This window comes from Coleofasciculus sp. D1-CHI-01 (genome assembly GCF_040218875.1).
Lineage (GTDB): Bacteria > Cyanobacteriota > Cyanobacteriia > Cyanobacteriales > Coleofasciculaceae > Coleofasciculus.
Window position 1 is genome coordinate 48,250 of sequence record NZ_JAVJQP010000126.1, and the last position, 12,440, is coordinate 60,689.

10 protein-coding genes are annotated in these 12,440 nt (G+C 45.9%); 2 read left to right on the plus strand and 8 right to left on the minus strand.

Annotated features, from left to right (window positions below; translation table 11 throughout):
- Positions 1-17: 17 nt before the first annotated feature.
- Both RIB93_RS22650 and gap read right to left on the minus strand, forming a co-directional pair.
- Entirely contained in the window at positions 18-3,419 is a 3,402-nt protein-coding gene (locus RIB93_RS22650; protein WP_446375864.1) for a PAS domain S-box protein, read from the minus strand.
- 235 nt (positions 3,420-3,654) lie between these two features.
- On the minus strand, positions 3,655-4,677 hold the full coding sequence (gene gap, locus RIB93_RS22655; protein WP_446375866.1) for a type I glyceraldehyde-3-phosphate dehydrogenase: 1,023 nt from the start codon (positions 4,675-4,677) through the stop codon (positions 3,655-3,657).
- Between the two features lie 983 nt (positions 4,678-5,660).
- Between gap and RIB93_RS22660 the strand changes: the two genes are divergently transcribed.
- Positions 5,661-6,278: a TMEM165/GDT1 family protein gene (locus RIB93_RS22660; protein WP_446375868.1), complete on the plus strand. Its 618-nt coding sequence runs from the start codon at positions 5,661-5,663 to the stop codon at positions 6,276-6,278.
- 221 nt (positions 6,279-6,499) lie between these two features.
- Here the strand turns inward: RIB93_RS22660 and RIB93_RS22665 are convergent, their stop codons facing one another.
- The 3 genes from RIB93_RS22665 to RIB93_RS22675 all read right to left on the minus strand — a co-directional run bounded on the left by RIB93_RS22665 (position 6,500) and on the right by RIB93_RS22675 (position 7,402).
- Complete coding sequence (locus RIB93_RS22665; RefSeq protein ID WP_446375870.1) at positions 6,500-6,622, minus strand: hypothetical protein; 123 nt, start codon at positions 6,620-6,622, stop codon at positions 6,500-6,502.
- An 87-nt stretch (positions 6,623-6,709) separates the two neighbouring features.
- Entirely contained in the window at positions 6,710-7,054 is a 345-nt protein-coding gene (locus RIB93_RS22670) for a hypothetical protein (RefSeq protein WP_446375872.1), read from the minus strand.
- Between the two features lie 126 nt (positions 7,055-7,180).
- On the minus strand, positions 7,181-7,402 hold the full coding sequence (locus RIB93_RS22675) for a helix-turn-helix domain-containing protein (RefSeq protein WP_446375874.1): 222 nt from the start codon (positions 7,400-7,402) through the stop codon (positions 7,181-7,183).
- Between the two features lie 167 nt (positions 7,403-7,569).
- Here RIB93_RS22675 and RIB93_RS22680 point away from each other — a divergent pair, with 167 nt between their 5' ends.
- Positions 7,570-7,821, plus strand: a complete 252-nt coding sequence (locus RIB93_RS22680; RefSeq protein ID WP_446375876.1) for a hypothetical protein — start codon at positions 7,570-7,572, stop codon at positions 7,819-7,821.
- A 127-nt stretch (positions 7,822-7,948) separates the two neighbouring features.
- Here RIB93_RS22680 and RIB93_RS22685 read toward each other — a convergent pair whose 3' ends face one another.
- From RIB93_RS22685 to acnB, 3 genes are all read right to left on the minus strand, one after another.
- Complete coding sequence (locus RIB93_RS22685; RefSeq protein WP_446375878.1) at positions 7,949-8,362, minus strand: hypothetical protein; 414 nt, start codon at positions 8,360-8,362, stop codon at positions 7,949-7,951.
- A 346-nt stretch (positions 8,363-8,708) separates the two neighbouring features.
- Entirely contained in the window at positions 8,709-9,092 is a 384-nt protein-coding gene (locus tag RIB93_RS22690; protein ID WP_446375880.1) for a hypothetical protein, read from the minus strand.
- Positions 9,093-9,447: 355 nt separating this feature from the next.
- Positions 9,448-12,054, minus strand: coding sequence for a bifunctional aconitate hydratase 2/2-methylisocitrate dehydratase (acnB, locus tag RIB93_RS22695; protein ID WP_446375882.1), 2,607 nt, complete (start codon positions 12,052-12,054; stop codon positions 9,448-9,450).
- Between the last annotated feature and the right edge of the window lie 386 nt (positions 12,055-12,440).

Consider the following 12,440-nt stretch of genomic DNA (forward strand, 5'->3'; position numbering starts at 1 on the left):
TAGCACATCTTTACAGTTTAGTTGAAACTTTCGATTGGGAAACTAATATTTACTTCTGTTCCCTTATCCATGTTAAAACTTAGATTGCCCTCCAATTGTTCAGTCAGAACATTAATTAATTGTAAGCCTAATGACTTAGGATTGGTAAATTCAATATCCGGTGGAAATCCAACGCCGTTATCTTTGACCGTTAGGTGACATCGATCCTCAGATGCTGCGGTCAGGATCACCTCGATCGTCCCTTCTTGACCATTCGGAAAGGCATATTTTAGAGCATTAGACACTAATTCACTAATAATCAAACCACAGGGAATAGCGGCATCAATTGTTAAATCAACCTCATGAATATGAAATTCTAAGTTAACTTGGTTATATTCAAAAATATAGATTTGGAACAAATAACTGGTCAAATTCTCAATGTACTCGGCAAAATTGATCCGGGCAAAATCTTGAGACTGATACAATTTCTCATGAACCAACGCCATTGACTTAACCCGATTCTGACTTTCCTGAAACAGTTCCACCGTCGTTGGATCGGTAATGTACTGAGATTGTAAATCCAAAAGACTGGAAATCACCTGCAAATTATTTTTAACCCGATGGTGAATTTCCTGGAGCAAGACTTCTTTTTCCCGCAAAGAGGCTTGAATTTGGATTTCAGCCTGCTTGCGCTCCGTGATATCCAGATTAATTCCCATCATCCGCACAGGCTGATTCGTTTCATCGTAAAATACCTGAGATTTGCTTTCCACCCAACGCAGGTTACCATCGGTTCTGATAATCCGAAATTCAATATCATAGCAATCTTCCTGCTCATCAATCGCTCGTCGATCCGCTTGGTGAACGCGATCGCGATCCTCAGGATGAACCATTTCCAGAAATGTTTTGTAGCTAATCTGCGTGGTTTTGGCATCTAATCCATACAGGTGTTGTAGGTGATAGGAACAGGTAATTTGTTCCGTCTCCAGGTTTCTATCCCAGAATCCCATACGCGCCGCATCTAGGGCTAAACGCAACTGTTCTTCCCGCTGACGTAGCTGTTCTTCAGCCAGCTTACGTTCTGTCACATCTAGGTTCAGCCCAATTGTCCAAATAGGCTGATCGGTTTTGTCATAAATAATTTGACCTTTGCTTTGAATCCAGCGCACAATCTGATCGGGCCAAATAATCCGATATTCAAGGTCATAATCCTCCCCAGTTTGAATCGCCCATTCCATACTTTGCTTAACCAGTTCTTGGTCTTCCGGGTGAACCTTTTCTAAAAAGGTTTTGTAGGGAATTTCTGGACGATCAAATGCCAATCCATAGAGTTGTTCTAAGCGATAAGACCAAGTAATCATTCCGGTTTGCAAATTCCAATCCCACTTTGCCATTTGTGCGGCATCGAGGGCAAGACGTAAGCGGGCTTCACTTTGTTGTAAGAGATCCTCTGCCAGTTTACGGGCGGTGATATCGGTACTCACACCGAGGACTTGAGTCACCTGTCCATCTGGAGCCACCAACGGAGTTTTAATGGTTTGATACCAGCGAATTTTACCGTTTTGATCCCAGGAAAACTCTTCCGGAATGAACTTCGGCTGTAAGGTAGTCAATATCTCTTGATCTTCAGCCATGAAGCGTTCCACATCTGCTGGATCATTATGGAGTTGGGCTGTTGTTTTTCCCAGCAATTCCTCGACAGGAATCCCCCGATGTTCGGCAAACATGCGATTGGCTAAAATATACTGACCATCTTGGTCTTTGACATAAATTATATTGGGATTGGTATCAATAATAGTTTGCAGGAAGTCTTTTTGATCCTGCAAGGCTTGCTGGGCTTTTTGGCTCTGAGTGACATCAATGCCCACACAAACAATATTGGTTCCTTGCTGATATTTTTGAGCGGCAATTAGATGATAGTGATGGGAACCATTGATGTTAATCTCCAGGATCTTTTGGTCAGTTTGAGCCGAACTTGCGAGAAACTGTTCAATATAGTTGACAAACGTCGGATTACTATTGAGAAAGCCGAGGGGTTGACCAACAAAGTCCTCCGGTGACAGGTTGAACATATCTGCCAAAAATTGATTAACTCCCAGATATTGTCCTTGGCGACTCATCCAGGAGACGCAACCGGGTACTGCATCCAAAACCGCTTGCAGTTGTTCCTTGGCTTGTTGTAATTGTATTTCTATGGTTTGACTGTGAGTAATTTCTTGCTGGAGGCGAGTATTCGTTTGTTCGAGTTCGGCGGTGCGTTCGCTAACCCGTTGTTCCAAATGGAGATGAGCCTGTTGCAGCAGGAATTCCGCTTGTTTGCGATCGCTAATATCTTGAATCAGAGCAATCGTGTACTCAGATAACCCATTCGCGCCACGAACGGCTGACGCCGACACATGCACCCAGACTACATGACCTTGGTTATGAATATAGCGTTTTTCAGCGTTTAGGTGAGTGATTTCCCCCATGCTCAGTTTATGTAAGTCTTGATAGCACTGTGTCAGATCATCGGGATGGATAAACAGATGAAACGACTGATTTAATAATTGGTCAGCCCTGTAGCCGAGGATATCTTGCAGCGCCTGATTGGTATGCATAACCCGCCCTTGAGTATTCGCGATCGCCATGCCAATGGGTGCCAATTCAAATACTGTGCGGAAACGCGCTTCACTGTCACGCACCGCTTGTTGAGCCTGGTGAATGTCGGTAATATCGCGGCACACGCTGAGGACAAATTCAACGGAACCATCTGGGGCAAATTCGGGAACCAGACGCGATTGGTAATACCGTTGTCCATGGGGAGTCAAGAACGTGAATTCACTCTCATTTTCCTCACCCTTTTGGAACACCGTTTGTAAGGAGTCCTCCCAGACGGAAATAAGAGTTTCTGGTAATCCTAATTCCCGGTGGGTTTTGTCCAAAAAGTCTTGATAGGGAATACCGGTTTCCTGTTCAATGACGGGGTTGACGTAGACATGACGCAGATGGCGATCAAACCGAGCCACAATATCTGGAGAATGATCCAGTAGAACTCGAAATTCGAGTTCTCGCTGATTGAGTGTGTCCTTAACCTGTTTGTCTTCGGTAATATCTTCGGTAATCGTGGCGAGGAGGATTTGAGGAACATCTGTCTGGCTTTCTCCCCAGGGATTCGGGATGAGAAAAGAGCGCGATCGCACCCATCGGATTGAGCGATCAGATTTGATAATCCGATACTCTTGTGGCACTTCACTGGTGGGGTGTTGCATCCAAGCTGCCGCTACTCGCTCTCGATCCCGGTGATCGATCGCATCCAGGATACACGGCATATACCCTCCCGGATGACTGGATAATTGGTCAGGGGTGTGACCCCACATCTGCTCAGTTGCCGCATTAGCGTATAATAATTGATGCCGATTTACCGAGGTCAACCAAAAGACATCCGCAAAAGGTTCTGTCATCACTGTATCCTTGATCTGGATCGGGCTTAAAAAGATCTGCCTAGAAAAATTTTAAAGACAACCAACCTGGTTGTCTTCGACAGCTCTAATAAAAAAATACGATTTTACGGAATTCGGTTCGGGATTGTCAACCAACTGTCCCTTGTCAGCCTTAAGCAAGATCCCCGACTTCTCCAAGAAGTCGGGGATCTGTCTGTGTAAAGGGGGAGTGTCAATTTTTCTAAAAGGGAGAGTGTCAACCTTTCGCTGCCATGGACAGGATCAGGTCAATCATGCGATTAGAATAGCCCCACTCGTTGTCATACCAAGCCACGACTTTGAAGAAGTTGGAGTTGAGTTCCATACCCGCCCCCGCGTCAAAGATGCTAGAACGGGGATCAGTGGTGAAGTCTGTGGACACCACGGAGTCATCTGTATATCCCAGAACCCCTTTGAGTTCTCCTTCCGAGGCTTTCTTCATCGCGTCACAGATTTCTTGATAGCTGGTGGCTTTATCAGTACGGAAGGTGAGGTCAACCACCGAAACATCAGGCGTGGGTACGCGGAATGCCATCCCGGTAAGTTTACCTTTGAGTTCAGGTAGAACCAAGGTAACGGCTTTGGCTGCACCGGTAGAGGCGGGGATAATGTTTTGAGCCGCACTGCGTCCAGCCCGCAAGTCTTTCTTACTCGGTCCGTCTACGGTGGGTTGGGTAGCAGTCATGGCGTGAACGGTGGTCATTAAACCTTCTGCAAAACCGAAGTTGTCTTGAATGACTTTGGCAACGGGAGCGAGGCAGTTTGTGGTACAACTGGCGTTGGATACGACGGTATGCTTGTTGGGATCGTAGCTCTGATGATTCACACCCATCAAGAGAGTGGGGACTTTTTCCGGGTCTTTTTCTTTGGTGGGAGCCGAGATGACGACTCGCTTCGCCCCGGCGGTGAGGTGCTTGGATGCACCGTCATAGGTGGTAAATAGACCGGTGGACTCAACCACATACTCGACGCCGTATTTACTCCAGGGTAGTTCCTCTGGATTCTTGATCGAGACGCAGGGGATTACCTTATCATTGACCACAATGGCGTCGGGTTTGGCTTCTACCGTACCGTTGAACCGACCATGGGTGGAGTCGTACTTTAACAAATAGGCGATACCCTCTGGTGGAACCAGATCGTTAATGCAGCAAAACTCGATATTGGGGTTTTCTAGTCCAGCCCGGAAAACCAGGCGTCCGATGCGACCAAATCCATTAATGCCAACTTTGATAGGTGCCATAAAATTCTCCTTTTGGTTAAGTTGTACAGAGTATGCCAGGGAAGGCTATTGGGTACAGCGTCAAGGGGAGCGTACTATGTATCAGCTAATGTCAGCGTTCTGACGTAGCATTCGTCTGACCATCTGACATGAACTGTACCCGCGTCTGCTTTAGGTTTTCTTTAGACTGCTCCCTAATTAACGGTTAGCTATCCCCTACTGTTTATAGACGCATTGCCAGTTCTTTTCAAGCTTGCAGGTTTCGGCAAGATTCGTCAATTGGTTTTTGCAGAATCATTGTCCAGGACTTTGAATCTAAATTTGCTACAACTGATACTGAAAAATCAGTCAAGCTGATCAGGTATAGACAGATGTTGCCTGTGTCTATCTCTACGATTGAAAAACTTGATTGATCAGCTTGCCCATTGTAGAGACGTTGCATGCAACGTCTCTACAACGGTGCCGAACGTCCTAATCGATGCGTCTATTGCTCTATCTACCGATTTACTCTCTGGGGAACGGGAATCTGGATGATGGAGAAGACTCTATATTATAACAAGATAAAGTTAAGAGAAGGTCACTGAGATTTTGACTGGTGGGCAATGCCCACCCTACGGTATATTAAGGAATTTTGTCAGACTACTTATTTTAAAAGATGAAATCAATATGAATAAAAAATGAATAGATATGGAAAATAGCTTCTGAATTGAATCTCTGAGACTACTCGATAAAAAAAATAAATTATGCTATATTAAAAAATAATGAAAGGGAGTAGCTCCTGGTCAAACATTACCAGGATACCTGAATCAACATACTGGTGATGAGCCTGGTTCAGGTGACAAGGGATTGAAGCTTCAGGTCATTTGAATCTACAGAATCTGAGCTGAATAGTTAGTTCCTTGGTAGCGAGACTTTCACTGAGTTCACACGTTGATGTGAGCTTGGTGGGGTCTGCCTTTTCTCATCAAGCTCCATCAACAGCAATTAGTTAAGGAGCTTGAAAAATGTTAACTGCATTTACCGCTGGATTATTACTAATTACGATTTCTGAGTTAGGGGATAAGACGTTTTTTATTGGCGTAATCTTATCCATGCGTTATTCGCGGCGGCTGGTATTTTTTGGAGTTCTGGCGGCGTTAGCAGCGATGACGGTACTATCCGTATTATTGGGACAGGTGGTGTCGTTGCTGCCTGACTATTATATCCGTTATGGGGAAATTGCCTTATTTTTAGGATTTGGCTTCAAACTATTGTATGATGCCAGTAAAATGCCCGCTCAAGCTGAAAATACAGGCGCAAAGGAAGCAGCAGTGGAAGTCGCCAAACAGAATAAGAAAGATAAGTTACAGTCTGCCAATTTCGCGATTCTACTGCAAGCTTTTACCATGACCTTTCTGGCGGAGTGGGGCGATCGCACTCAAATTAGCACCATCGCTTTAGCCGCCGCCCATCAACCTGTTGGCGTTACTGTGGGGGCAATTTTAGGTCATGGGATTTGCACCGCGATCGCAGTAATTGGTGGACGGTTAATTGCAGGACGAATTTCTGAGAAATGGGTAACAGCATTAGGAGGCGTATTATTTCTGATTTTCGGTGTTGTAGCGATGTTAGAACAAGTTTAGGTAGGTAGGGACAATAAAAGTTAACGGCGGGAATCGTCATTCGTTTATGTCATTCGTCATTCGTCATACTCGCGCAAGCAAGAAGCAAGCTACGTCATTCGTAAGGGTTTGAGGCTTTTGCAGCAAGCCCTACTTATGGCTCTGAATTGCCAACAAATTGCTGAATGGCATTAAAAAACTGGTTGTGATCCAGGGATAGTCTGATATTGTGACCCGCATTTTCAATTTAATAGTAACTGAAATAGTGAGGCTTCGTCTAACACTATTTTACTGAGAACAAATTTCTGGATCGCTTCAAAGTATTGCCACATACCCATGCGGAACATTTCGCTTTTAAACTTCATGCAGATTACCAAATAAAGTTAAATGATAAGCCGCCAGTCACGGGCGTCAACAGTCCAAAACTATGAATCGACTCATGGCAAGACAATTTAAATAGAAACGCCGCTTTCATTGAGAGCTTGATCAAGAATTTCCCAAGTTTCTTTTTGCTCCTGTTCATCGCCCTCTTCTACCCATGAATTTAGCAGTGCGATCGCGGCTTGATTTCTTTTGACTCGTTCTTCTTGCGGTAATTGACTAAAAGCTATTAACTTAGCATAAGCTGATGATTCTTGCTCCACAACCACAATTTCCCGAAACAGGCGAATCATCTGAAGTAATTTGGGTAAGTATGCTTGAGGAATTTTGGCGACGAGAGTGCTTATCTGTTCTAAAGCCTCTGTTGAGTCAATTTCAGTGGCTAGAATCGTATTATTTAAATCAGGCTCAGACATACTGTTCTCCTTTATCTGTTCTCTTCCCTACCTTAACAATAAGTAAGGTGAGCCAGAGTTCATTACACACACCCTGTCTCAATCCCAGAGGCGGGAAGGGTAAGATGCGATCGCACTTCCTAAACATCAAGGCTGTGTTTCTTCTAGCATCGACTCTTTGACCGCCTGCACTAACTCTTCTTCGGTGCATTGATACAAGTCACGCAAGCGGAATACTTGCCAAACTTCCATCATTGGTGTTGTTCTCCCCTTTTCCCAGTTGCGGATTGAAGATTCGGAGCATTTTAGTTCACGAGCGACATTACGAATAATCAGCCCTGCGCTTTTTCTCAAGGCTCTCAGGTTCATAAGTGACTGAATGTTCCCACTAAAGTAGCGTTAAAACTTAGCGTCAAGTATTGACAATTGACAAATATTGTGTATTGCTATTTAATCATAAAAGAAAAAGCGTTAGTACATCCCCACCAAGAGACTGACTAACGCCCTTTCCTTTGTTCCTTACGGACTATCTAATTATGCCATACAATTCCAATCAAATCACTTACCGACAACGGCTAACTCCCTGGGCGATCGCTCAACTCCTACCGAATATGCAACGAACGATCGTGGGTCGGTTCCGCAGTCGGTCTGATGCGGATGGTCATTTGCGGTGTCTGCGTCAACTTATACCTCATGCGTCGTTTGTCGTGGTGTTTGACCCGCAACCGGATGAAGAAACGGTATCTGTGTCTGTTGCAACGGCGCAAAAAGCGGTTATTGGAGGATGAGGGGAGGCGATCGCATGTTCTGGATATGAGAGTGCGATCGCAGGGAATGACCTCTCCCCCAACCCCTCTCCTACAAGGAGAGGGGAGCCGGAGTCTCTTGTTCCCCCTTCCCTACGAGGGAAGGGGGTTAGGTTTCTTCAAACTTTTTTATGACAACATCGAGATATCCTGTCACTTCCTTCGGCACATTTGCTGCATTAATTCGATAGTCTATGCTAAAGGATGAGGCTCCTTCATAGGAATCAAAAACTACATATAATGGCTCAATAGATTCTGGCATTCTTTGCTTGAGTTTCTTGACCTGAAACTCAACTAAGTCGCCATTCCCACTCTGAATCGCAGGTAGTGAAACATTAGGGTATGTAGACCTGTTGAACAATCCAACTGGAATTTCTAGTGGGTTTCGATTCAACGGACTGTTATTGAGATTTTCTAAAATCGTCTTCGGTTCTTGAGGTGGTTCTGGTGGACTTGGGATATTAGGACGCTTATTTTTATCGTACAACCTAACCTGAGCGGGGAAGTGTAAAAATATACTCACATCCTCGGCTGGACAAGTCCCCTCGTTTACGAGTTCAATAAGCAGTTCAATCGTTCTGCGTTCCTTATTTTGGTAATGTGATAATCTAGTTAATTAATGTTCGTAGTCTTTGTAAAATTTCTCAAACCCTGCGTTGTATCTCGAAATATCTTCAGGCGAAAATGAAAGCTCTGGACGTCTTACTACTCCCGACCCACCCAATGATTTTTTAGGATAGTTCTTTTTGACTTGATCTAGTTGGTATTCAATCTGATTATTTGACAGATATTCAATTGGTTTTTCCAGAAAAAATTCTGCATATTTGACATCGAGAATCTAACAATACTATTGAAGCTCATAGAATGGTTTAGATAGATACCGGATCTTCTTCTAGTGCCTTACGGAGAATTTCAGCCGTTTCTGTTTGCTCCTGTTCATCTCCCTCTTCTTCCCATTGCCTCAGCAGTTCACTCAGCGCAATTTGCCGTACTGATTTCTTTACAGGATCAGGATTTTTTATTTCGTCCATTGCCTTTTCCCCAGTCTGCGATCGCACTGGCTTCATAGTGACGCTTTCACGGAATAGGCGCACGATTTGCAGTAAATTCGGCAAATGGTCTTCCGGTGTTTGCTGAATTTCAAGAATTAGCTTGGCTAAGACGTGATTGTCCTTTACGGGAGTGTTTTCTTTAGAGGATGCGCTTTCGGTACTCGGTGTATTGGTTATGCTGCTTAAATCTTGCTTAGACATAGTGTTCTCCTTTATCTCTTCTCTTCCCTAGCTTAACAATAAGTAAGGTATGGAATGGGGGTAAATTAGGTAAGTAACTTTTTGTCCGATAACAATATTATGTGTTGACACCTTTTTGGGTATGGGGGGTGGCGAGGGAGTGGGGTTATTCATAATAAAGGATTAAGATAGGGTTTTATCGTTACATTTTAAATGACCTCTCCCCCAGCCCCTCTCCTACAAGGAGAGGGGAGCCGGAATGCCGGAACTCTTGTTCCCCCTTCCGTGCAAAAAAAGCGAAGCATCCGCTGTCCTCCCCCCTCTTGTAGGGGGGAACGAGGGGGGTGGGAAGGGGGTTAGGGGGTTAGGTTTTTACCTATCGCGCCGCCGTTGGCATCCCCAAAATGTCCTCAATCTTGGGCATTTCTTCCAACGGAATCACTCGTCCTTCATCCTCAAACCCAGCAATTTGATCGAAGTTCAAATAGCGATACAAATCACCAGCAAAGGGATTCAATTTCTCCGTCACAATCGCCGTATATTCCTCAACTGTGGGAATCCGTCCCAACAGCGCACAAACGGCAGCTAATTCCGCCGAACCGAGATAAACTCGCGCATCTTTGCCCATGCGATTGTTGAAATTCCGAGTTGATGTCGAAAAAACCGTCGCCTGATCTTCTACCCGCGCCTGGTTGCCCATACATAGCGAACATCCTGGCATTTCTGTCCGTGCATCTGCTGCCGCAAAGGTGTCATAAATTCCTTCTTCCCGCAGTTGTTTTTCATCCATCCGGGTAGGCGGACAAATCCAGAGGCGAACTTTTACTTTTCCGGCACCTTCTAAGACTTTGGCAGCCGCCCGGTAATGTCCAATATTGGTCATGCACGAGCCAATGAACACCTCATCAATTTTGTCGCCCGCACATTCGGACATTAACTTAACATTATCGGGGTCATTCGGGGCGGCGACAATCGGTTCTTTGATTTCGTTCAAATTGACTTCGATAATATCCGCATACTCGGCATTGGCATCCGCTGACATTAACTCCGGATTTGCCAACCATTGCTCCATTTTAGCCACACGGCGCATAATGGTACGAGCATCTTGATAGCCTCGCGCTACCATATTTGTCAAGAGCACAATGTTGGAACGCAGATACTCGGAAATTGTCTCTTTTCCTAGTTTAATGGTTGAACCAGCACAAGACCGTTCTGCCGTCGCATCGGTGAGTTCAAAGGCTTGTTCGACTTTTAAATCCGGTAAGCCTTCCATCTCCATAATCCGTCCAGAGAAGACGTTTTTCTTGTTCTCTTTAGCAACGGTTAATTTGCCTTGTTGAATCGCCACATAGGGAATCGCATTGACAATATCCCGCAGGGTGACGCCGGGTTGCAATTCACCGGTAAACCGGACTAAGACGGATTCGGGCATATCTAAGGGCATTACGCCTAAGGCTGCTGCAAATGCGACCAACCCGGAACCAGCGGGGAAGGAAATGCCTAAGGGGAAACGGGTGTGGGAGTCGCCACCTGTGCCTACCGTATCGGGTAATAACATCCGGTTTAACCAGGAGTGAATAATCCCATCCCCTGGACGCAAAGCGACACCGCCACGAGTGGAGAAGAAGTTGGGGAGTTCTTTGTGAGTGGTAATATCTACGGGTTTGGGATAGGCGGCGGTATGACAGAAACTCTGCATGACTAAATCAGCGCTGAATCCCAGACAGGCGAGTTCTTTGAGTTCGTCTCGTGTCATGGGACCCGTGGTATCTTGGGAACCAACGGTAGTCATTAAAGGTTCGCAAGACATACCGGGACGCACTCCGGGTAAGCCGCAAGCTTTGCCCACCATTTTCTGTGCCAAGGTAAAGCCTTTATCGCTATCCTCTGGCATGGTGGGACGAGTGAAGAGGGTACTGGGGGCTAATCCCAGGGCTTCACGGGTTTTATCGGTGAGACTCCGCCCAATTAATAGAGGAATACGCCCACCTGCGCGGACTTCATCCAGGATGGTTTCGGGTTTGAGTTTAAACGTGGAAATGACTTCGCCAGCTTCGTTGGTGATTTCGCCTTTATAAGGGTGGATAGTAATCACCATTCCGGTTTCCATCTTGGTGACATCGCACTCGATGGGTAATGCACCGGAGTCTTCGGCAGTGTTAAAGAAGATCGGCGCGATCGCACTCCCTAAAATATACCCGCCTGCGCGTTTGTTGGGAACGCAGGGAATATCTTCGCCAATATGCCAAAGTACGGAGTTAATCGCGGATTTACGGGAGGAGCCTGTACCGACAACATCGCCAACGTAAGCCACAGGATAGCCTTTTTCTTTGAGCTTGGCAATGGTTTCTAAGGCATCCGGCATCAGGGATTCCAGCATGGCTAAGGCGTGGAGGGGGATATCCGGGCGGGTGGTGGCGTGGGTAGCGGGAGAAAGATCATCGGTGTTGGTTTCTCCGGGAACCTTGAAGACGGTGACGTTGATGGCTTTGGGGAGTTTGGGACGGCGGATAAACCATGCCCCATTTGCCCAAGCATCAGCCACCTGTTTGGCGTAGGGATTGACCTCTGAGAGGGCGAGGACATCGTTGAAGGCATCATACACCAAGGTAATTTTACTCAGTTCCACGGCGGCTTCATACCCTAAGGGGTTGTCTGGGGATTTGAGTAAATCGACTAAGGATTGGACGTTGTAACCGCCTACCATTGTGCCTAATAGGTCTACGGCACCTTGGTGACTGATTAGGGGGCTGGTGATTTCTCCTTTGGCAATGGCGGTGAGGAAGCCTGCTTTGATATAGGCGGCTTCGTCAACACCCGGAGGAACGCGATCGCGAATTAGGTGCATGAGGGTTTCTTTTTCCCCCGGTGGCGGATTTTTCAGCAGTTCACACAGTTCTGTGGTTTGCTTGGCATCTAGGGGTAGGGGGGGAATGCCGAGTTCGGCGCGTTCGGCTGCATGTTGGCGATAGGCTTCTAGCATTCTAGTTGTCTCCTCTATAAGGGTTTGCTGGCATTTTGGCAGTTCAGGTTAGAATTTTTCAAGTACGGCTGTCCTGTTCTGTCTGCCTGTTGCATAGGTCAAGGGTACTGTCTTCTCAAGCTGTTTATTGTTGGCAGTGAACGCTTACCATAGAATTTCTCTCGGTGCTGTATCTGATTTGACCTAGCATTATAGCCCGGAACTAAAGTACTCTACGAGAAGCCGCTCCGCGTCTACGGGCTTAAAGCTAAAACCCGTTAAAACGGGTTCAGAGCTTTTACGGCAGATTGCTGGTTTGTCAGATACAGTTAGATGACCAGAAAAGGATGATTACTCAGGGATAAGGTATACATTAAATAATGTACCTCACCAACTTGAAAACCCCT

What these genes read in the sequence shown, in the direction of transcription:
- RIB93_RS22650 (WP_446375864.1), bottom strand. Translation starts at nt 3,419, where the DNA reads ATGACAGAACCTTTTGCGGATGTCTTTTGGTTGACCTCGGTAAATCGG.
- gap (WP_446375866.1), bottom strand. Translation starts at nt 4,677, where the DNA reads ATGGCACCTATCAAAGTTGGCATTAATGGATTTGGTCGCATCGGACGC.
- RIB93_RS22660 (WP_446375868.1), top strand. Translation starts at nt 5,661, where the DNA reads ATGTTAACTGCATTTACCGCTGGATTATTACTAATTACGATTTCTGAG.
- RIB93_RS22665 (WP_446375870.1), bottom strand. Translation starts at nt 6,622, where the DNA reads ATGAAGTTTAAAAGCGAAATGTTCCGCATGGGTATGTGGCAATACTTT.
- RIB93_RS22670 (WP_446375872.1), bottom strand. Translation starts at nt 7,054, where the DNA reads ATGTCTGAGCCTGATTTAAATAATACGATTCTAGCCACTGAAATTGAC.
- RIB93_RS22675 (WP_446375874.1), bottom strand. Translation starts at nt 7,402, where the DNA reads ATGAACCTGAGAGCCTTGAGAAAAAGCGCAGGGCTGATTATTCGTAAT.
- RIB93_RS22680 (WP_446375876.1), top strand. Translation starts at nt 7,570, where the DNA reads ATGCCATACAATTCCAATCAAATCACTTACCGACAACGGCTAACTCCC.
- RIB93_RS22690 (WP_446375880.1), bottom strand. Translation starts at nt 9,092, where the DNA reads ATGTCTAAGCAAGATTTAAGCAGCATAACCAATACACCGAGTACCGAA.
- acnB (WP_446375882.1), bottom strand. Translation starts at nt 12,054, where the DNA reads ATGCTAGAAGCCTATCGCCAACATGCAGCCGAACGCGCCGAACTCGGC.